At 66.5% G+C, this 19,336-nt stretch carries 19 protein-coding genes and 2 pseudogenes; 8 read left to right on the forward strand and 13 right to left on the reverse strand.

The annotated features are described in order from the left end of the window. Positions 1-142: 142 nt before the first annotated feature. Complete coding sequence (locus OG966_RS35875; protein ID WP_326655589.1) at positions 143-388, reverse strand: hypothetical protein; 246 nt, start codon at positions 386-388, stop codon at positions 143-145. A gap of 286 nt (positions 389-674) precedes the next feature. After that, positions 675-983: pseudogene (locus OG966_RS35880) on the reverse strand (transposase family protein); the annotation flags it as partial. A 454-nt stretch (positions 984-1,437) separates the two neighbouring features. Between OG966_RS35880 and OG966_RS41010 the strand changes: the two are divergent. Continuing rightward, a complete protein-coding gene (locus OG966_RS41010) occupies positions 1,438-1,767 on the forward strand; it encodes a 3-oxoacyl-[acyl-carrier-protein] synthase III C-terminal domain-containing protein (RefSeq protein ID WP_442806785.1) in 330 nt (109 codons plus the stop codon). Here OG966_RS41010 and OG966_RS35885 read toward each other — a convergent pair. Beyond that, a complete protein-coding gene (locus OG966_RS35885) occupies positions 1,657-2,706 on the reverse strand; it encodes a methyltransferase (RefSeq protein ID WP_326654244.1) in 1,050 nt (349 codons plus the stop codon). The genes OG966_RS41010 and OG966_RS35885 overlap by 111 nt on opposite strands. Before the next feature lie 373 nt (positions 2,707-3,079). Here OG966_RS35885 and OG966_RS35890 point away from each other — a divergent pair, with 373 nt between their 5' ends. The 3 genes from OG966_RS35890 (at position 3,080) to OG966_RS35900 (ending at position 5,764) form a co-directional block, all read left to right on the forward strand. Next, on the forward strand, positions 3,080-4,369 hold the full coding sequence (locus OG966_RS35890) for a glycosyltransferase (RefSeq protein WP_326654245.1): 1,290 nt from the start codon (positions 3,080-3,082) through the stop codon (positions 4,367-4,369). A 102-nt stretch (positions 4,370-4,471) separates the two neighbouring features. Beyond that, positions 4,472-5,470: an NAD-dependent epimerase/dehydratase family protein gene (locus tag OG966_RS35895; RefSeq protein ID WP_326654246.1), complete on the forward strand. Its 999-nt coding sequence runs from the start codon at positions 4,472-4,474 to the stop codon at positions 5,468-5,470. Between the two features lie 135 nt (positions 5,471-5,605). Continuing rightward, positions 5,606-5,764, forward strand: coding sequence for a recombinase family protein (locus tag OG966_RS35900; protein WP_326654247.1), 159 nt, complete (start codon positions 5,606-5,608; stop codon positions 5,762-5,764). 230 nt (positions 5,765-5,994) lie between these two features. On the opposite strand, the pseudogene OG966_RS41015 reads toward OG966_RS35900, so the two are convergent. The 4 genes and pseudogenes from OG966_RS41015 to OG966_RS35930 form a co-directional block, all read right to left on the reverse strand. Further along, positions 5,995-6,642 (reverse strand): annotated as a pseudogene (locus OG966_RS41015) (IS701 family transposase); the annotation flags it as partial. Positions 6,643-6,699: 57 nt separating this feature from the next. Beyond that, positions 6,700-7,763, reverse strand: a protein-coding gene (locus OG966_RS41020; RefSeq protein ID WP_442806706.1) for an IS630 family transposase whose coding sequence is annotated in 2 segments (ribosomal slippage) — positions 6,700-7,314 and positions 7,317-7,763 — 1,062 coding nt in all. Because the reading frame shifts where the segments join, the coding sequence is not laid out codon by codon here. A gap of 167 nt (positions 7,764-7,930) precedes the next feature. After that, positions 7,931-9,175: a 3-oxoacyl-ACP synthase III family protein gene (locus tag OG966_RS35925; RefSeq protein WP_326654249.1), complete on the reverse strand. Its 1,245-nt coding sequence runs from the start codon at positions 9,173-9,175 to the stop codon at positions 7,931-7,933. A 281-nt stretch (positions 9,176-9,456) separates the two neighbouring features. Further along, positions 9,457-9,993, reverse strand: a complete 537-nt coding sequence (locus OG966_RS35930; protein WP_326654250.1) for an EF-hand domain-containing protein — start codon at positions 9,991-9,993, stop codon at positions 9,457-9,459. Between the two features lie 1,415 nt (positions 9,994-11,408). On the opposite strand from OG966_RS35930, the gene OG966_RS35935 reads away from it, so the two are divergent. The 4 genes from OG966_RS35935 (at position 11,409) to OG966_RS35955 (ending at position 15,484) form a co-directional block, all read left to right on the forward strand. Next, the gene (locus OG966_RS35935) at positions 11,409-11,891 is read left to right on the forward strand and encodes a wax ester/triacylglycerol synthase domain-containing protein (protein WP_326654251.1); all 483 of its coding nucleotides are present in this window, start codon (positions 11,409-11,411) and stop codon (positions 11,889-11,891) included. Positions 11,892-11,919: 28 nt separating this feature from the next. Next, positions 11,920-12,978: an IS4 family transposase gene (locus OG966_RS35940; RefSeq protein ID WP_326654252.1), complete on the forward strand. Its 1,059-nt coding sequence runs from the start codon at positions 11,920-11,922 to the stop codon at positions 12,976-12,978. 31 nt (positions 12,979-13,009) lie between these two features. Continuing rightward, positions 13,010-14,103 (forward strand): IS630 family transposase gene (locus OG966_RS41025; protein ID WP_442806643.1). Its coding sequence is split into 2 segments (ribosomal slippage): positions 13,010-13,471 and positions 13,474-14,103, totalling 1,092 coding nucleotides; the frame shifts between segments, so codons are not numbered across the junction. A 337-nt stretch (positions 14,104-14,440) separates the two neighbouring features. Beyond that, positions 14,441-15,484 (forward strand): wax ester/triacylglycerol synthase domain-containing protein, encoded by a 1,044-nt coding sequence (locus OG966_RS35955; RefSeq protein ID WP_326654253.1) that lies wholly within the window; start codon positions 14,441-14,443, stop codon positions 15,482-15,484. Here OG966_RS35955 and OG966_RS35960 read toward each other — a convergent pair. The 6 genes from OG966_RS35960 to OG966_RS35985 all read right to left on the reverse strand — a co-directional run bounded on the left by OG966_RS35960 (position 15,372) and on the right by OG966_RS35985 (position 19,326). Then, the gene (locus OG966_RS35960) at positions 15,372-16,082 is read right to left on the reverse strand and encodes a hypothetical protein (protein WP_326654254.1); all 711 of its coding nucleotides are present in this window, start codon (positions 16,080-16,082) and stop codon (positions 15,372-15,374) included. The genes OG966_RS35955 and OG966_RS35960 overlap by 113 nt on opposite strands. Before the next feature lie 275 nt (positions 16,083-16,357). Then, entirely contained in the window at positions 16,358-16,969 is a 612-nt protein-coding gene (gene pspAB, locus OG966_RS35965) for a PspA-associated protein PspAB (protein WP_326654255.1), read from the reverse strand. Between the two features lie 20 nt (positions 16,970-16,989). Next, the gene (gene htpX, locus OG966_RS35970) at positions 16,990-17,913 is read right to left on the reverse strand and encodes a zinc metalloprotease HtpX (protein WP_326654257.1); all 924 of its coding nucleotides are present in this window, start codon (positions 17,911-17,913) and stop codon (positions 16,990-16,992) included. Between the two features lie 5 nt (positions 17,914-17,918). Next, a complete protein-coding gene (pspAA, locus tag OG966_RS35975; protein ID WP_326654258.1) occupies positions 17,919-18,197 on the reverse strand; it encodes a PspA-associated protein PspAA in 279 nt (92 codons plus the stop codon). Continuing rightward, a complete protein-coding gene (locus tag OG966_RS35980; protein ID WP_326654259.1) occupies positions 18,194-18,970 on the reverse strand; it encodes a PspA/IM30 family protein in 777 nt (258 codons plus the stop codon). The genes pspAA and OG966_RS35980 overlap by 4 nt, the downstream gene beginning before the upstream one ends. Next, the gene (locus OG966_RS35985) at positions 18,967-19,326 is read right to left on the reverse strand and encodes a hypothetical protein (RefSeq protein WP_326654260.1); all 360 of its coding nucleotides are present in this window, start codon (positions 19,324-19,326) and stop codon (positions 18,967-18,969) included. Before OG966_RS35985 ends, OG966_RS35980 begins: the two co-directional genes overlap by 4 nt. Positions 19,327-19,336 lie beyond the last annotated feature (10 nt).

Here is a 19,336-nt window from a genome sequence, read left to right on the forward strand (position 1 = left end):
GGGACATGTCGCGAAGCCCGGCCGCGATGTTCATGTGGTCTCGAAGGCTCGCAGTGTGTTGATGGCGAAGCTGCGGAGGGTGGCCATGTTGTCCGGGCCGTGTCCTGTGCGGACCTTGAAGGCGTCCTCGGCGAAGGCGGTGTCACGGACAAAATGGCCGGTTCTCGATCGTCCACTGCGAGCGGACGATCTTCGCGAGGCGTTCAGGGGACGCTCGGCGGCTGGTCAGGTCGGTGATGACGTAGACGGTCCCGCGGCTGCGTTTGCCGGTCTTGCGCTGGGTTCGGTGCCGGACAATCTTCGCGACCTGGACCGCGTGGGGAAAATCGACACCGAGTTCGCTCTCGCCTTCTCCAGGGCAGAGCGGCGAGTTGGCGGTGCAGAGCATCCTCGGTGACTGTGACGCCGGCCAGGTGATAGGGCGCCAACAGGGCGGCGAAGCAGGTGATTTCGTTCCTCTTGTCCGGCACGCGCAGTGGGCTGACGACTCGGCCCGTCCCGGTGATCGCGGCCAGCAGATGGGCGGCCGGGATCTCGCCATGGCGCGAGCCACGGGCGCTCTTGCCGTCGACCGCCAGGGTCTCGGCGCCGGCCGGGTCGTGGCCGAGCAGGCTGGCCAGACCGCCAGGGCAGGCGGCGTTCAGGACCCGGCGGATGGTCGCCGCACTCGGCGCGATGCACACCTGGAAGGCCGTCGCGGTGCGGGCGCTGAGCCAGACGGGCGTGTCCTGCGGGGCTCTTCGTGCCCACTGGCCGATCGCGGCGAAGGAGCGGGGCCCGGTCAGTACTGCCGAGCACGCGATCAGCAGCACGCTCACGAACGGGTGACGCTTCCCGCGCCGGTGCCGCGGATCGGCCAAGGTCTGCGGCCGCTGGACCAGCGGCCTGATCGCCCGGTGCTGACGGGCGCCTTGATCACGCAGACGGTGGCAGACTGACGCACATCGAAGCTGCGGTTTTTCAGGGCGACTTGTCGAAGTCACAACCCCGTCAACCGGAGCTTCGTTGCGTACGGACCGGGCGCCAGTCGAACATCGTCATACCGCCGTGACCTGCACACTCACATGATCACCGGGGCTTTGAAACCGCCCTGGGGGTGCGGAAGAGACGTGAGGCCGCCATTCCGGCGATGGCGCAGCGGTCGCGCTGCTGAGGCGATCCGCGGAATCGCCGATTTTCCACGTCGAGACGCCGCCTTCCAATGAACTCGCCGGTCAGATGACCCTCGACTCCAGCGATGGCCGCAAGTACTGGCAACCGGGCATCGGAGTATTGAAGATCCGGTTCGCGGAGGACACCACCGAGGACGTACTGCACCACGGAAGCACGGATCCCGGCGGACGTAAGGCGAGCGTGCCGATGAATCGGTGCGGGAACCGAGGAGCGACCTGCTCGTGACCGGCCAACCCAACCGCATTTTACTGAGTCAATGGCGGGTTGCCCTCTGCCTTCCCGTCGAACGGCATCCTGACAACGTTCGACCAGTGCGGCAATCTCTTCGGTGCGGGCATCCCGGTGGCTCTGGACCGCGCTATCTGCGACGGCACAGTCGGCAGCGGGTCGTTGGTGATGCTCTCCGACTTCGCGCACCGGCGACTTTGCCGCTGCGGCCGCCGTTCGATGGCGACCGTGATCCGGAATCCCCCGTCCGGAACTTCAGCGGCGGAATACCTCCATCACCGTCGCAGGCATGTCACTCCCGGTGGCGGTTCTCAATACTCGATTGAGCCGAAGGTCCGCAGCGTGAAGAAGAGTCTCATATTGTGACAAAGTGCGGACGCGCCCATTGACCAGAACCGCTTGCAGGAAGTCGATCGAGTCCAGCGTGACGTCGGACTGATCCGGACGGAGCCAGTCGACGATGACCAGAGGGGTGTCGGTTCCCATGGCATCATGACAGCAAGAGAGGATCCGCGTGCAGTTTTCGTCGTCCCAGTCGCAGAGAACGCTCTTCAACACATAGAGATCCCCGCCGTCGGGAACCTCGCGAAGAAAGTTTCCGCCGATGAAACGCACGCGGGAAGTCAGACCCAGGTCGTCCAGGGGCCGGCGTGCTTGCTCGACCACCTCCGGACGATCGAACAGGATCCCCTTTGCTTCGGAATGGGAAAGCAGGATCCGAGAGAGGAAGACTCCGTGACTTCCTCCCACGTCCACCACCGTGTCGCGTCCCGCGAAGCTGTAGCCGGCGAGCACGCAGTCCGCCACCGTATTGGTCAGTTCGTGCATCGCACCGGCGAACCACGTGGCTTCTTCGAGATTATCGGCATAGTGTTCCCATAGATCCTTGCCCAACGCCTGCTTTGTGGTTGACCGCCCGCTGAGCACCGCGAGGTGAGCCATCTCGGCAGGACGGCTGTAACTGGGAGCAGTGAACGCCAGCACCGTGTTACGGCAAGATCCGTCCTCCCGGCGCAGCAGGGTCAACATCGGCGTTTCCTCGAATCGGCCGGAATCTGGGCTTCGCCGGACAAGTCCCATGGATTCGGCGACTCTCAAGAACCTCACGACGATCTCGGGGTCGGCGGCTCCGAGCGCATCGCTCAGTTCGACCTCATTGTGCGGCCGCTCGGCGAGGTGATCGGCGATACCCAGCCTGGCTGTGGCAGACAGCACGTTGACAGCCAAGCCCCCTTCGAAAAAACCGAAGAGCTGTTTCCGTGCCGTCCGCGTAACTTCCGCATCCATGCTTGCTTTCTCTTCCATCGGAGGGGTAATGCTCCATTCGCATGCCGAGGAGCTCGACGGTTGGAAACCCTAAGGCACGGCGGACCGTGAGGGCCGCGCTCCGTAACTCGTTCGGCGGCGTGGTGTGGTTCGTCCGTCCGACGCATCGTCAAGTTCGTGCGTGAGTAGGCCGCGACCAGCAATCATGACCCGCACGCGCGATCTGCAAGCGGGGGTATCCGTTGGAGGCCCTGAAGATGACCTGATCGGGTTGAAGTTCATCACGATCGGGGGACTGCGCGTCGCGTGAGTCCGAAGGCGGGGAACCTTCTGCTCTTCTAAGTTCGGTGATGGGATCGCGAACAACCCGCAGTCCGAGGCTTCCCCGGGGCAGGCAACGAAGGAGATCGCAGTGCGCGTAGTCTTCACCGCGCAGACCATCTATTCGCATCTCGTTCCAACGGTGCTGCCGATCGCGGCGCTCACGCAGCGGGCAGGCCACGAGGTGGTGGTCGCGACCGGAGCCGAGCTGGCGCACCACGTCGAGCGGGCGGGGCTGCGGCCGTTGGTACTGCCGAACGCGATCTCGATGGCGGACATCCTCGGCGATGAGGAACTGGCCCGGAAGTCGGGCGCGCGCCTCCGGCCCGGGGTCACGACCGCCGGCACGCCGGAGATGTTCGGGCATGCCTTCATCACCCTGATGGGCAGCCGCGCCGCGGCGGACTTGGTGGAGGCACTGTCGTCTTGGAGACCCGACGTGGTGGTGCGCGAGACAACCGAGTACGGCGGATACCTGGCCGCCGAGTACCTCGGAGTTCCGCACGCCACGCTCGACGTCATCGCACCCCTCGCGCCCTACGGCCACCCTGTAGTGCTCGCAGAGCTGAACCGTCAACGCGCTGCCTGGCGCCTGCCGCCGGTCGTCGATCCCTTGGCTCCCCTGCGCGGTTTTCGGGCGTCGGTGGTTCCGGAAGCGTTCCACCCGGACGAACTCCGGCTGCAGAGCGGGCGTCACTACCGGCCACCGGAGACGGAAACGGAGACACTGGATCCTGCGGTGGCGGAGCTCCCTGCGGACCGGCCGCTGGTGTTGGCCAGCCTGGGTTCGATCGCCGGCTGGATGCTGGGGAATGGACCGTCCCCGTTGGACACCATCATCGAGGTGCTGGGGCAGATGCCGGTGACCGGTGTCGTCGCGCTCGGCGCGGAGCGCGATCCCGCGGAGTGGCAGGGAGCGCGTGCCAGCAACGTTCACCTGATGTCTTTCGTGCAGCAGAGTACGTTGCTGGCGGCGACCGACGTCTTCATTACCCACTGCGGATTCAATGGCACGCGCGAAGCGTTCTCCTCGGGTGTTCCGATGGTCGGGTTGCCGCTGTTCGCCGAACAACCCGCCAACGCGGAGCGCATCGAGCAGCTGGGTGCCGGCCTTGCGCTGAGGCTGGAGGACCTCAGCATCGACTCGCTGACCTCGACGGTTGAGCGAGTGCTCACCGAACCGGTGTTCCGGGCGCGCGCCAAGGGAATTCAGCGTCGCATGCTCGCGCTTCCGCCAGCCGAGCACCTCGTCGCCGACATCGAGGAGTTCGTGAACTCGTCGGCCGCAAGACTCTCCGGGAAACAGACGGTGCTTCGTCCGGCGTTGGCCGATCCGGATCGGGAAGCGGGAGAACTCGCCTCCGTACGCGAGCGAGGCTGAATGAGCCTCACCGTTCCTGGACCTGATGAGGAACGTGCCCGCGACTTCTTTCCCGAACGCGCTTGCCGTCAGTACGCACACAGAAGCGAGACAGGGAGAAAAATGGAACCGGTACTCGCACCCGGCAACCGGGTGGTCGTCGCGGGCGGTGCGGGGTTTCTCGGCTCGCACCTGTGCGCCGCGCTCATTGCGCGCGGGGTGTCGGTCGAATGCCTGGACGACCTGTCCACCGGCCGGCTCGACAACATCGCGGTGTTGGTGGATCATCCACGTTTCCGCTTTCGTCGAATCGACATCTCCGAACCGTTCGACATCGCAGATGAGGTTGCCGCCGTACTGCACCTCGCATCGCCGGCTTCGCCCGTGGACTACTACAAGCTGCCGCTCGCCACGCTGCGAGCGGGCAGCGCGGGAACCTGGAACCTGCTGCGGCTTGCGGAGGCGAAGCGAGCACGGTTCGTGCTGGCATCCACCTCGGAGGTGTACGGCGACCCGAAGCAACACCCGCAATCGGAAAGCTACTGGGGCCACGTCAATCCGGTCGGCCCACGGGCCGTTTACGACGAGTCGAAACGGTTCGCCGAATCCTTGACGGCGTGTTTCCGGCGAGAACTCGACGTAAACACCGGCATCGTCCGGATCTTCAACAGCTACGGACCTCGGATGCGTCCGGATGACGGGAGAATGGTACCGACATTCATCCGGCAGGCGCTGACCGGGCAACCGCTGACCATCACCGGTAGCGGCGAGCAGACCAGGTCACTTTGCTTTGTGGACGACACTGTGCGTGGCCTGCTCGCGTTCACAGCCGCGTCCCATTCGGGTCCGATCAATATCGGCAGCCAGGACGAGAAGACAGTTCGTGACGTCGCCGACGTGATCCGTGAACTCACTGCTTCGACCGTGCCGCTACTGTTTCTCCCGCCTTCGGTAGACGATCCGGCCAGGCGCTGCCCCGACACCTCCCTTGCACGCGACCTGCTCGGCTGGCAGACCATGGTGCCGCTGGAGGAAGGTCTGACGCGCACCGCCGAGGCGATGGCCACGGAACTCGGCTTGCCCCTGCCTACGCGGCTGGAGGCCGGCGTTGGTGGCCGGTGAGAGGTTGCTGCTGCCTGGTACTACGGCGGCGGATCTCAGTCGACCCGACAGCAGGCTCTTGAGCACGGGGAATCGACCCGATTGCAGTACGCCCTGGTAGATCGCGCGGTGGCACTCGGCTGACAGGCATCACGCGTGGTGGTGATCGACGACGATCTGGGCCGCTCGGGATCCAGCGCGGTCACCCGTCCCGGGTTCCAACGTCTGGTCAGCGAGGTCTCCTTGAGACATGTCGGGCTGGTGCTGGGCATCGAGATATCCCGTCTGGCACGCTCGGGGAGAGACTTCTACTGAGCTGTGCGCGCTCTCGGGCGCCCTGCTGGCGGACACCGACGGTGTGTATGACCTCGTCGATGTGAACGATCGGATGCTGCTGGGCTTGAAGGGGACGATGCCGGAGGTTGAACTCCACCTGATCAAGCAGCGAATGCAGGCCGGGAAGGTGAATAAGGCCCGCGCGGCGAGCTGGGCTTCACCCTGCCGATGGGCTACGTGCGCCGCCCTTCCGGTGAGTCCGCGTTCGATTCCGACTTGGGCACCGCCAGGACGTAACCGACACCGGCTTCCTCCGGCATCCGCCGGAAGTGCCACTCCTGCCCGTAGGCCGCATCCGCGGTCACCCAGGCGATCGGCAGCTCGGACTCCAGCGCCCGCCGGACCATGGCGCGCAAGTTCCGGCTTGGTCGCGCAGGACTTGCTCTCAGAGATCCGGGCGGCGCGGCATCGGTCGGGATCCTCGGTCCAGGACTTGGGCAGGTAAAGCTCGCGATCCACCAGGGCGGCCCTGGCGGAGGCGTAGGCGGCGGATACCCCGATCTGGCAGTTCTCCGTGTGGCCCGCGGTGCCGGAGTGTTGCCGTTGCACCCCGGCGGAGACAGCGCCCTTCTTCAGGAAGCCGGTCTCGTCGACGATCAGCACGCCGTCCGGCTGACCGAGCCGCTTGGCTATTTAGTCCTGCAGATCGTCACGGATCTCATCCGGGTCCCACTGGCACCACGACAGCAGCTGCTGCAGTCCGTACGGGGTGTCGTGGCCCGCCTACTCGGCTATCTGCTGGCTGTTCTTGAGGCCCACCGGCCCAGCAAGCCGCGCACGTAGCCCTGCACCCGCCGCCGCGGCTCGACCCGACCGAACCGCTGACTGGTTCGACGCGCCCCGATCGAGTGAGTCACGAACTACCGCTAACTTGACGAGCATTACTGAGATTGAACTTGTGGTGTCGTCTGTGGTCAGGGGTTGATGGTCAGGCCGGTCTCGGCGAGGCAGCCGTCTATGAGGTCGCTGTGGTACTGGATGTGCCGTAAGCCTCGGCGGATGCGTCGAATGAGGTGCTCCGGCGTGCTGAAGGCGACGTTGGACAGCCAGCCGCGCCGCAGCAGTGACCAGATCCCTTCCACGGGGTTGAGGTCGGGTGCGTAGGGCGGCAGGTAGTAGATGGTCAGCCAGTCCCGTGAGGCGGCGAACTCCCGTAGTCCGGCAGCCTTGTGGACATTGAGGTTGTCCCAGACCAGTACGATCGGGCCGCCGAGTTGCTGGTGGGCGGCGATCAGCAGGTCCCGGTAGTCGCGCCAGGAGAAGCTCTTGCGTCCGTCGCGCCGGCCGTCGTCCCTGCGTGGACGGTAGATCAGCCGGGATCTGTGGCCGGATTTGTAGCAGGTCAGCGCGGCGATGGATATCCGTCTGCGGGAGCGGCCACGGACCCGGACCACTGGCGTGCGCCCTCGCCTGCCCCAGGTCTTGGCGTGCGGCGGCGTCATGGAGAATCCGGCTTCGTCTTCGAAGACCAGCCAGGCTCCACGGGCCGCCGCGAGTCTTCCGCGCAGGGCCACACCTCCTTGACCCACCCAGCGACAGCATCGTCGTCGCGTTCCATGGCCCGACGGGCAGGCACTTGGCAGGACCAGCCATTGCGCACCAGGAGTTTCCGCACGCCCTGGATGGTGTAGGTCAGGTGGAAACGTCGGCCGATCATGGTTTTGACCCGGGACAGCGTCCACCGTTGGTCCTCCCAGCCGTGCGCGGCCGGCCCCTTGGCCAGCTCCGCCTCCAGTTGGGCGAACTGCTTCTCACTCAGCCTCGGCAGTGACGCCGGCCCCTGCGATCGCAGAGCTCGCGGACCGCCCTCGTCCCACGCCTGCCGCCATCGCTGCACCGACCGGACGCTGACGCGCAGCTCCTTGGCGATCAGCGAGCTTGCCTCACCCCGGGCGAACCGCTCGGCCGCCTGGAGCCGTAACTCCTCGCGGAACTGCTGTCGTTCGGCGGTCAGCCCGCCTCCCTGTGGATACCGCATGCTCTTGGTGATACCGCAGGACCCACGAGCCGTCAGCCCCTACGACTCCACGAGTTCAACCTCAGTAGCTCTATAGACATCAGAAGAGCCCTGTGACCAGGTAAAATGGAGAAGCGCGACCGGAGGACCAGTGGGTTCGATGCCTCTGCCTGCCGGTCCACTGCGGTCTATCTTCTCCCGTTCCAGCGAATGGCGGCCGCTCCAGCGAAGTCACCGGCGTGCGCAAAGCCTCCGAGGACAAGCAGCGATCCGTCAGCCAGCTTGCCTTCTTGAACAGCTTGATCCAAGGTCACCGGGACGGCGGCCCCGAACAAATTTCCGTACATCTCGAAGGTATCCAGGTGCTGTTCCGGGGACAGCTGCAGTGCTTCCCGCCAATTGCGGAGGAAGGTGCGGTTCGGCTGGTTTGTGATCAGTGCGTCGATCGCCGACGGCACTACTCCGATGTCTGCGCACACCTTGGTCACGGCTTCAGGGATCAGCCGACTGCCGCGCTTCATTACGTTACCGAGGCCCTGCTCAGTGAAGTGGATCCGAACCTGACTCTCGCCGGGTTCCCAGTACTTGCGCCCGTCATCCAGTGCCACCCTCATGGCCCCTGCGTACTCGCCGATGTGCTGACACTCCACGGAGAGCACCGGTGACTGTTCCGAGTCGGTCAAGTAGCCAACGCCGCAGCCGTCGCCAGGAATCGCTGCCTGGGCCAACTTGCGTACATCGGATTGGACGAACCACTGACCCGCCATGTTCTGCACCGTGCAGATCAACGCGGACCTGGCGTCGGTCGTAGCGATGATCTGTCGAGCTAGCTTCATCATGTATACGAAAGCGGCACAGCCGCTGTTGTGTACGTCGATCAGCCACTCTGGCCGGCATCCCAGCCGCCGCACGACCTCAGTGCCGCATCCGGTAAACGGCAGATCGGGCAGGAAGGTGTGCACGAGTAGCACGTCCACGTCACGGATCGCGGCTTTCCCGTGTCGGGCGATGAGTGGCTGTACAGCCTGCTCAATCATGTCCACCGGGCTCTCGTCCGGGGCGATATGGTGCCGGTATTCCGGTGGCCGGAACATCGGGTGCTCGCGAAGGTTGCCGTCAGCACCAGGGCAATCAGTGTAAAAGTCGGCGCTGACACGCTTCTTGGGCAGGTAGCTGGCGACGTCGAGGAGGCTGACGGTCTTCATCTCGCATACATTACGCATTTCTTGGCAGCCCGGATCCGGCAGCAGTGTAAGTCGGCGGCGATCCTGCCGCTCGAGGCCATAATCATACGTCCGCTTCCCAATAGCAGAACGACTCATATCAGGAACCGGTGCGGGCGCCGGAAGATTCGACAGCCAGCCTGCAGGCGGAGTCTTTGCCGGGTCCTCAATTTCCCGCTCTTCGAATTCATCCTTTCGGATGTCGGGCACGGTTCACCCAGCATTTGACTTGGGCGGAGGCGACCGGGGCCGAACACATCACGCCTGGCCACTCAGGAGAGTGACGTTGGCGATGATCTCGCCGCCGTCGGCGAGCGTCGCCGACGGCCAATCCTGATCCAGGCACGGCCGACCACAACCGAAACACGTCGGCTGACATCGCGTGATGCGCTCAATGTGGTCGTTGCGATACGTCGGCGGGCGCGACCGCGTCCGCCGACGTAAGTGGCCCGCCCGGGGAACGGCCGCCCCCGGGCGGGATGCAGCCTGGGTCAGCGGCCGAGGAGCGGGACGTCGCTCTCTCCGTAAACGAACCTGCGGACAGCCTCGACCATCTCCTCGAGCGAGAGCTGTCCGTCGCCGTCCATGTCGATCTGCTCGAAGGCATCCTGAGCCTGCGACGAGTCCACGCCCATGGCGTCGAGCCACACCTTGAACTCGGACGGACTGATCCGGCCATCACCGTCACTGTCGACGAGGTTGACGATGGCCTGGATGGCCGGACGCAGCACCTTGGAGAATCCACTCTCGCCCAGGCCGAACATGTGCTCTTCGCCCACGTCGGCGAACTGCTGCGGGGACAGCGAGCCGGCCTCCGGGATACCGGCCTTCTGGGCCAGGTAGCTCCACTGGCTCAGGTAGGCGTCAATCACGGCCTTGCCCCGCGGGGTTTCCTCGCTCTCCTTGAACGCCTTCACGATGCGCTGCGCCTCGGCCTTAAAGTCCTGGGCGTCGATTTTTCCGTTGTTGTCCACGTCCAACAGCTCGAAACGCCGTTGGACCCGCGTCTTCTGGACCGCAGTGGTCATCCGGTACTCCTTGGGTCTCGCTCGGGCAGCCCGTGCAGGGGCGAAGCCGCGACTGTGGCACCCGTGCTGGGTCCGGTAGCCAGATGGCTACCCCTTGTAACTATATAGATACGCTGAGCGATGTCGTAGGTTGTGTGAGGTCGGATCGGTCGCAGCATGGGCAGGTCGAAGATGTTGTAGCCGATGGTGAAGCGGGCGTACCGCACAGCGCGCCGCGCGGTCGGCCTCTCATCTCGGGGCTGGCTATGGACACCGGCTGCTCTCCTTCTCGCCGGCAGGATGCCCGTAGGGCGGGCACACGGCGACGGCCTCATCGACAAGAAGCCACAACCCAGCGAACCGGTGTCCAGCTTCAGGATCTCGAGTTTGCTCGATCGGGTGGCGGCTCCATTCCAAGGGGAGCGGCTGTCGGCGATCGTCGATCCCCTCGGAATGCTGGCGCGACCGAAGCGGCATGTGGCTGTCCCGACGCCACCCCTGAAGCGCAGCGAGTACCCTATGAATAGGCGGCTCACCTGCGAAGACGTCGTGCGGCTCCACCCTCGGACGAAGAGGGCGGGGCCTTTTCGTCGGTAAGGTACTCCGCTGCGCCAGACCTCAACTCCCCTCCCATTCGAAGACCTTGACCTGGGCGGACGGCTGAACGCGCCGTGCCTGCGGTGCGTGAGGACGGGTACGAGCGGACCCGCAGTGGACCCGCAGTGGACGGAAGGACCCGGAAGGATCAGGAAGCCGGCGGAGGCAGGCGGAGGTCAGTAGTGCCCTGACCTGCAGATATGGGAAGATCGAGGCAGGATCGGGAAGGGGTCGGAAGATCCGGAAAGGACTCATAATCCGTCGGCCGTGGGTTCGAGTCCCACCCGCCCCACTGTGCAGGCTTCTGACCTGCAGAAACGTCTCATCGCCAACATGGATTCAGGACTTTGGCTCAACGGATTGAATCCGCTGGTCACGAGTTCAGCAGCGGTTCCGTAGGAGGTGGTTGGTGCTTCGCTGACCTGGGTGGATGCTTCGATCCGTTCCCCGTGCGAGCCTCGGCAGGCGGCCTGTCCAGCGGGCGAGCTCGGAATTCGGGACGCTGGCAGGACGCAGGGTTGGGGGAGGGCCCGCGGAGGTTCCGGCACTCCGTCTGACGCGGGCGGGGCACGGGCGTGTGGAGGGCGGCACGCCACCGGCGGCGCTGACGCCCGGCGCCGCCGATCTCTGCGGCTTGATCGTTGCCGCACCAGCGTGCGCAGCGGTGGGCCGATGTGGGCGCTGCCCTGGAAACTGCCCGTCCTGAAAACGGTCGGCCGCGGGCAGGACCCGTCTTGAGGCGAGCGGGACTTCTGCACCTTTCACCGCAACTCGGGTAAGCGTGACAATGGAGTCTGGCAGGGATGTTCCTGACCTCGTCCTGGACGGGAGGTGGGATCATGAACAAGTCCAGTGGAGCGCCCAAGCCTGCCCAGCCCGGACCCCGGGTGGCGATCATGGAGCGGTTGGGTCCGCAGGATCTCATGTTGCTGTGGCCGGATGATCTCGGCTGGCCCGAGACCATAGGCGCCTTCGCCATCCTCGATGGCACCAGGCTGCTCGATCCGGATGGTCGCTTCCGGGTCGAGGCGGTGCGTGAGGTGATCGAAAGCCGTCTGCCTCTGGTACCCCGGTTCCGGCAACTGCTCTACACGCCTCGGCGGGGGCTGGGCTGGCCACTGTGGGTCGATGCTCGATCCTTCGATCTCACCGAGCACGTCCGGGTCCTCCCACTCGCTGCTCCCCCCGATGAGGCACAGCTTCTTCGCACCGTTGAGCAACTGCGCGCTCCCCCTCTAGACCCAATACCGGTGACTTTGGGGTTTTCGGGTCGTTGGGTGTGGTGTGCCAAGGCCCGGACAGGTGAAGTCGTCGTCGGATGACCGATTTTCGGATCGGATCGCGATTGGGGTGCTGACCCGCGCGTTTCCGCCGGAGTTGGTGGATGAGGTGGTCGCGGGATGTGGCCGGGTCGAGCAGCGCCAACGGCTGCTGCCCGCCCGGGTGGTGGTCTATTTCGTGCTGGCGATGTGTCTGTTCTCCGGGCAGGGCTATGAGGAGGTCGCCCGACTCCTGACGCACGGACTGGAGCGGATGGGCCGGTGGAAGGGGACCTGGCAGGTGCCGACCACCGCGGCGATCGGCCGGGCCCGTCTGCGACTGGGCCCGGAGCCGCTAAAGGCACTGTTTGCCCGGGTGTGCCGGCCGGTGGCGACCGAGGACACGAGCGGGGCCTGGTATCGGGGGTGGCGGCTGGTCGCGGTGGACGGCACCACCTTCGACGTGCCGGACACCGAGGCCAATGCCGCCTTCTTCGGCCGCCCGGGAGTCAGCCGCGGACAGGAGAAGAGCGCCTATCCGCAGGTGAGGGTGGCCGCGCTGGCCGAGTGCGGCACCCACGCTGTCTTCGCGGCGGAGGCGGGACCGCTGGCTGTCCATGAAACCGAGCTGGCCCAGCGCCTGTTCAGCTCACTGACGCCGGGCATGCTACTGCTGGCCGACCGGGGCTTTCGCGGCTTCGACCTGTGGCGGGCCGCCGCCGCAACCGGCGCCGACCTGCCGTGGCGGGTCAGGAACGACGCCGTACTCCCCGTCCGGGCCCTGCTGGAGGACGGCTCCTACCTCTCGGAGATTGTTGCGGCCCGGGACAAGAACCGTCGCGCGGACCCGGCCCGGGTCCGGGTAATCGAGTACACGCTCGGCCGCGACGGCAGCGACACGGTGTACCGGCTGATCACCACCATCCTCGACCCGAAAGCCGGCCCTGCCGCCTCGCTGGCCGCGCTGTACGCCCAGCGATGGGAGATCGAGAGCACGCTGGATGAGATCAAGACTCATCTCGGAGGCCCCCGCCTCGTCCTACGCTCCCAGCACCCCCGCGGCGCCGAGCAGGAGATCTTCGCCTTCCTGCTGGTGCACCACGCACTGCGAGACCTAATGACCTCTTCGAGGTGTTGTCGGAGGGGGTGACGGGTGGTGATCCCTGCGGTAGGCCGGTGATATGCGGTATGCGCAGGGTGGCGGGTTGACCGCCGAGGGGCAGCAGGCTCGGGAGCGGGTCCGTTTCGAGGCTGGTGAGCGGTTCGTGCGGGGCGAGAAGAACGCGGTGATCGCGAAGGATCTGCGGGTCAGTGCGCGGTCGGTGGAGCGGTGGCGGCGCGTCTGGCGGGCGGGCGGTATGGAGGCTCTGGCGACGTCGGGGCCTGCGAAGGTGCCGAAGGTATCTGATGAGCGGTTCGCCGAACTGGAGCGGGAGTTGGCGCGGGGGCCGGCCGTGCATGGCTGGGAGGACCAGCATTGGACGCTGGGACGGATCCGGGCCTTGATCTGGTGGAAGTTCGGGGTGGACTGCTCGTCAGCGGCGGTGTGGCGGCTGCTGCACCGTCACGGCTGGTCCTGGCAGTCGCCTGCCCGGCGGGCTGTGGAACGGGACGACGACGCGGTGGGGTTGTGGAAGAAGGACGTGTGGCCGCACGTGGAATGACTGCGGCGGCGCTCGGGGCGTACGTGGTGTTCGAGGACGAGGCAGGGTTCTCGATGACACCGTCCCTCGCCCGCACCTGGAGCCGGCGGGGGCACACGCCGGTGGTGCGGGTGCGAGGACGCTCTTGGCGCCGCTTCTCGATCGCGGCCCTGTGCTGCTATAAGCCCGGCGAGACATCGCGGCTGATCTTCCGGCCCTATCGTCACCGCAAGCATCCCGGTTCAGGGCGCAAGAGCTTCGCCTGGAGCGATTACCGCGACCTGGTCGTGCGTGCTCACCTGCAACTCGGCGCCCCGATCGTCTTGATCTGGGACAATCTCAACACCCACCGGGCCGCCGGAATGCGGCAGTACGCTGCCGAACACGACTGGCTCACCATCGTGCAACTTCCCTCCTATGCACCGGATCTGAACCCGGTGGAAGGCGTGTGGTCACTGCTGCGACGCGGTCCGTTGGCCAACGTCGCCTTCACGGACGACGCGCATCTCGAACGCGTCTTACGCCGCGGACTGCGTCGCATCCAGCGTCATCCCGAACTCATCGACGGGTGTCTCGCCGGCACCGGCTTCAGCCTCACCCGCCACCCGACAACACCCCGAAGAGGTCAGTAATGCACCAGGCCGCACAGCAATCCGAGCAGGACCCGGACCGGATTTCCTTCACCCGCACCCTGCGCGTCGTCCGCCGCCACGTCACCGACCAGGCGGCATTTTCCCCCCTCCCGGCTGGCCCGGGCACTGGTCACGGCCCTGCATGAGATCCGCGAACGGCTCTTGGCACCCCGGCGGTTGCGCTCCAGCCCCCGCGTCATCAAACGCAAGATGTCCAACTGGAAGCTCAAACGCGCCGAGCACCACAATCCGCCCCGGCCGGACACTCCCCGCGTGACCCTGGTCGGGCCGACCAAGGCCAGACCGACCCGCCGGAAGACAACCTAAATCACCGGTATTGCCCCTAGACCGGTCACGGCCACTGTGGGAGATGTGGTTCCTGCCCGGCCTGGCAGACAATCGGGTAGCCATGTTCATGAAGGTGCACCACACCATCGCCGACGGCGCGGCGGGCGTGGCTCTGCTCGGCACGTTCCTCGATCCGAGCGCCGATGCGCCCACGATGCCCGCCCGCCCTTGGACCCCGGCGCCTGAGCCGTCGAGCCGCGACCTGTTCGAAGACAACCTTCGTCGGCGCGTCCAGGCGGCCGAACACACGCTGTCGAAGCTACGTCGGCCCGCCACCACGCTGTACCAGGCCCAGGAAAGGTGGCCGGAAGTACGCGAGGGCTTCATCAAGGAGCGAGCGCCGCGGACCAGCTTCAACATCCCAATCGGCCGACACCGCAGGATGGCAGTCATCCACGGCAGTCTCGACGTCACCAAGCAGATCGCTCACAACCACAACGCCAAACTGAACGACGTCCTAATGTCGGCCGTCGCCGGCGGCCTGCGAGAACTGCTGCGCGGCCGTGAAGAACGCATTGAAGATCTGGTGCTGCGAGCCTTCGTGCCCGTCTCGCTTCACCAGGAGAAGCCCGGTCAGGCACACGGCAACCAGGACGGAATGATGTTCGTGCCGCTCCCGATCGGTGAGCCCGATCCTGTCCGGAGACTACAGCTGATCGCAGCGGCCAGCGCCGAACGAAAGAAGTACGTCGTTCGTCCTCCCGAAGGCCTAGTCGCCCGCAACCGCGTCCTCCAGCGGGCAATGGTGCGCCGCTTCGCCCATCAACGGTGGGCGAACGTATACATCGCCAACATCCCCGGCCCTCCGATTCCGCTCTACCTTGGCGGAGCACAGCTGCTTGAGGTGTTCCCTCTGGTGCCGATCAGCGCGAACATCACGCTGGGCATCGCTGCTCTCTCATACGCCGGGCAGCTCAACATCACCGTCGTCGCCGACGCGAACGCCCTCCCCGACATCGAGGTCTTCGCCGAGGGCGTGCGGAACTCTCTGCAGGCACTGCGGTCGTTCCGAGCTCGTACTGACGCTCGGTGAAAGCCGAGGACGCCATCGCCGAAAGGCTCGGGGGTATGACCGAAACTCGGGTGACCGGCCGGTCTGCCGCGCCGATGGCGGGACCGAAGAACACATCCAGGATCCATACGAACAGCACCAGCACGATGCCGTTGACCGGGTTCGCTACCAGGACGCCGATCAGAGCCCCGATCGCCAGGTAGATCACCGCGAACATCAGCGTCCCGGCCAGCACCCAGCCCGGGTTGCTGATGCCGGTACGCAACTCAAGAGCCACCAGGGCCGAGGCGGCGGCCAGCAGCACAAGGGCCAGACCGGTGGCCATACGGGCGGCGACCAGCCGAGGGGGCGAGCCCGGCCAGGACCAGACGGCGGTGGCGGCCTGGGCCGCGCGCATCTGGAAGTACATGGCGATCGCGGCGATGAACCCGGCCGCCCAGCCGGCGGTGGCGGTCTGCACCGCCGGACCTCCCGGGCCACCGAGCAGCTCGGCGGCATCGGCCATCGGCCTCGCGGCCACCACCACGAACACCACCGGCACCAGGATGAGCGTCAGCAGGTTGACCGGGGTACGGGCGGCCTCGGCCAGAAACCGGCGGGCGAAAGGCAGAGCCGTCATTGAGCCACCGCCCGCCCGTCCCGCAGTTCCACGATCCGGTCGAAACGCTCCTGGTCGGTCACGAAGTGACTGATGATCAGCACGGAGCGTCCGGCCTGGCGGCGCCTGCCGACCAGGTCCCAGAACTTGAGACGCAGCCCAGCACTGGCATCCGACGCCTGGCCGGCTATACGCCGCGCCGGTACGCCTTTTCGATCCCGGCCGCCGCCAGCACCGTACGGTCGGTGTCGGTGTGTGGCCCGTCTTCGTGGCGGGCATCGGCCCTCGTCACGGGTTCACTTCCCCAGGTCAGGCGGGTTCGCCGCCCCCGGCAGGCCGGGCGCGCCCCAGAGCGGGAACCAGCGGCCCAGGTCCTCCTCCATGCGCAGGTCGTCCTTGACCGTGGCCTTGACCTGGAGTTCTAGCGGGTTGTCGCGTTTCTGCCCGGGCAGCGGCGCGAACGGGTAGAAGGTGCCGCGCTTGTAGAGGTAGACCAGCGCGAGGGGGCGCAGCTCGGCGTCGTGGAAGGTGGCCAGGGAGCACAGGAGTTGCGGGCCGAAGCCGCTGTCCTGCAGGGCGGTGTTCACCGCGTGCAGGTCGTTGGCCAGGGCGGGCAGATCGCCGGGGTCGCGGCGGGAGAGCAGCCACGAGTATCCGTACGCGTCGTGGCTGAACTCCACCGGTACGCTGGCCCGTTCGGAGTCCGCGTCCAGGAGGGCTCGTACCTCCTGCTGGACTTGGGCGAATGCCCCGCCTTCGATGGCGGCGAAGCACACCGCGCCCTGGCCGGTCGGGGTGAAGCCGATCGCGGCCTGGAGGGTGATCGCTGCCGAGGGCAGGCCGAAGAGCTGGTCCAGGTCGGGCTTGACCGGCTTGCTCCGGCCGAGCAGGACGTCCAGGAATCCCACGGGTCCTCAGCTCCTTCTCGTCATGCCTCGTCGCGCGGTTTCCCGCCTGCCTCGCCCAGCTGCGCGGAGATCTCCGCGAGCGCCTCGATGCGGCGTTCCAGGCTGGGGTGGGTGGAGAACATGTTGGCCACTGCGGTGCCGGGTCCGAGGGCGGGGGTGAAGAAGAATGCGTTGAACGCCTGGGCGGTGCGCAGATCCTGGGTGGGGATGCGGGCGATGTCGCCGCTGACTTTGGTCAGCGCCGAGGCCAGGGCGGAGGGTTTCCCGGTGAGCATGGCTGCGGCGCGGTCGGCGGCCAGTTCGCGGTAGCGGGACAGCGCCCGTATGAGCAGGAAGCTGATGGCGTATACGAGGGCGGAGACCGCCATGACGATGGCGAGCAGGGCGGCGGTGTTCTGGTCGCGGTTGCGTCCGCCGAACAGCTGGGAGTAGAAGGCGAAGCGGACGATGAGTCCGGCGATCACGCCCAGGAAAGAGGCGATGGTGATCACGGCGACGTCGCGGTGTGCGACGTGGGAGAGCTCGTGGGCGAGGACGCCCTCGAGTTCCTCGGTCTCCAGGCGGCGCAGCAGTCCGGTGGTGACGCAGATGACGGCGTGGTCGGCGTTGCGGCCGGTGGCAAACGCGTTGGGCAGGTCCATGTCGGAGATGGCCACCCGGGGTTTGGGCATGTCCGCGGTGGCGCACAGCCGGTCGACGACCCCGTGCAGCCGGGGCTGTTCCTCGGCGGTGACGAGGTGGCCGTGCATGGCGTACAGGGCGATCCGGTCGGAGAACCAGAACTGTGCGCCCAGCAGCCCGGCGGCGATCACGACCACCACGACGACGGACTTGAGCAGCACGATCAGCGCGGCGATGAACGCCACGTACACCAGCCCGAGCAGGAACATCGTGACCACCATGCGGGAGGTCAGCTGCCGGTCGGGCTCGAAACGGCTGCGCATCGCCATCACCCCGGGATCAGGCCTTCGTCGGAGAACAGTTCGCGCACCTGCCGCAGACTGGTGTCCCCGTCGGGCAGCACCAGGTCGGAGGGCGTGATCCTGTCGTCCGGCAGGGGTGTGCCGAGGCTGCGCACCGCGTCCAGCAGAGCCGACAGGGCGGTGGCGAACGCCGTCTCGTCGCCCGCGTCGGCCGCCGACTGCAGGGCGGAGTCCAGTTGGTTGAGCCGGTCAAGGTGCTCTTCGGTGATCTCGTACTGGCCCTCGCCGAGAATCCTCATGATCATGATGTCGCCTCCTGGTCCGGCGGTGCCTGCCTGGTCCCGCCGCCGTCCACGGCAGGCGGGGTGGAAGACGCCGGAAGCTGGGCCTTCATCCTGGCCAGTTCCTTGTCCACGTCGCTGCCCGCGGTTACGCGCTCGAGTTCGGCCTGGATGTCGTCACGACCGGCTGGCAGGGTGGCGTCCTCCAGCGCCCCGGAAGCGAGTAGTTCATCCAGTGCACCGGCGCGTGCCTGCATCTGCTCGGTCTTGTCCTGGGCGCGCTGCATAGCCAGGCCGACGTCGCCCATCTCCTCGCCGATGCCGGTGACGGCCTCGGTGATGCGGGTCTGTGCCTCGGCCGCGGTGTAGGTGGCCTTGATGGTCTCCTTGCGGGTGCGGAACGCATCCACCTTCGCCTGAAGGCGCTGGGTGGCCAGGGTGAGCTTCTCCTCCTGGTCCTTCAGCGACGCCTGCTGGGTCTGCATGTCGCTGATCTGGGAGGCCACGGCCGTGCGGCGGGTGAGCGCCTCACGGGCCAGGTCCTCCCGCCCCACGGCGAGTGCCTGCTCGGCTTGGCTCTGCAGCTTCCCCGTGGACTGCTGCAACTGGGTCACCTGCAGCTCGACGCGCTTGCGGCTGGTCGCCACATCGGCGACGCCGCGCCGCACCTTCTGCAGCATCTGGAGCTGCTGCTCGTAGGAGTAGTCGAGGACCTCGCGCGGGTCCTCAGCCTTGTCCAGTGCCTTGTTCGCCTTGATACGGAACAGGGCGGCGATGCGGTGAGTGATGCTGGTCATGGCGACCGCCTTCCTTTCAGTCGGCTTGATCGTGTTGCGCGACCCGTGGACGGTCGGGCTCGGGAGGCCGCCTGCGGGCCGAGGTCGTCGCGCATGGTGTCAGCGGCGGAGTAGACCAGGGCAGCAGCAATGGTGACGGCGCCCCACAAGCCCCAGGCTGCGGCGGGCAGGTCGCCGGCGATGAGCGCGGGAGAAGGAAGCAGACCCGCCGCGAGAAGGACGGGGGCGGTGCGGTGGATCGAGCGGGCCAGTCCTGATGCGTCGCGCCGACGGCTCCGGGTGAGATGGACGGCGCAGGCGGCGGTGGTCAGGGCTCCCAGGGCGATCAGGGTCCAGGCCAGCACTTCCATGTCCATGCCTACGTCC

Origin of the sequence: Streptomyces sp. NBC_01750 (assembly GCF_035918095.1) — a bacterium.
Taxonomy (GTDB): domain Bacteria; phylum Actinomycetota; class Actinomycetes; order Streptomycetales; family Streptomycetaceae; genus Streptomyces.

Excerpts from the sequence above, each read along its gene's own strand:
- OG966_RS35895 (WP_326654246.1), top strand. The coding sequence starts at position 4,472 with ATGGAACCGGTACTCGCACCCGGCAACCGGGTGGTCGTCGCGGGCGGT.
- OG966_RS35885 (WP_326654244.1), bottom strand. The coding sequence starts at position 2,706 with ATGGAAGAGAAAGCAAGCATGGATGCGGAAGTTACGCGGACGGCACGG.
- OG966_RS35980 (WP_326654259.1), bottom strand. The coding sequence starts at position 18,970 with ATGACCAGCATCACTCACCGCATCGCCGCCCTGTTCCGTATCAAGGCG.
- OG966_RS35960 (WP_326654254.1), bottom strand. The coding sequence starts at position 16,082 with ATGACGGCTCTGCCTTTCGCCCGCCGGTTTCTGGCCGAGGCCGCCCGT.
- OG966_RS35935 (WP_326654251.1), top strand. The coding sequence starts at position 11,409 with ATGAACAAGTCCAGTGGAGCGCCCAAGCCTGCCCAGCCCGGACCCCGG.
- OG966_RS35875 (WP_326655589.1), bottom strand. The coding sequence starts at position 388 with ATGCTCTGCACCGCCAACTCGCCGCTCTGCCCTGGAGAAGGCGAGAGC.
- OG966_RS35930 (WP_326654250.1), bottom strand. The coding sequence starts at position 9,993 with ATGACCACTGCGGTCCAGAAGACGCGGGTCCAACGGCGTTTCGAGCTG.
- htpX (WP_326654257.1), bottom strand. The coding sequence starts at position 17,913 with ATGCGCAGCCGTTTCGAGCCCGACCGGCAGCTGACCTCCCGCATGGTG.
- pspAA (WP_326654258.1), bottom strand. The coding sequence starts at position 18,197 with ATGATCATGAGGATTCTCGGCGAGGGCCAGTACGAGATCACCGAAGAG.
- OG966_RS35985 (WP_326654260.1), bottom strand. The coding sequence starts at position 19,326 with ATGGACATGGAAGTGCTGGCCTGGACCCTGATCGCCCTGGGAGCCCTG.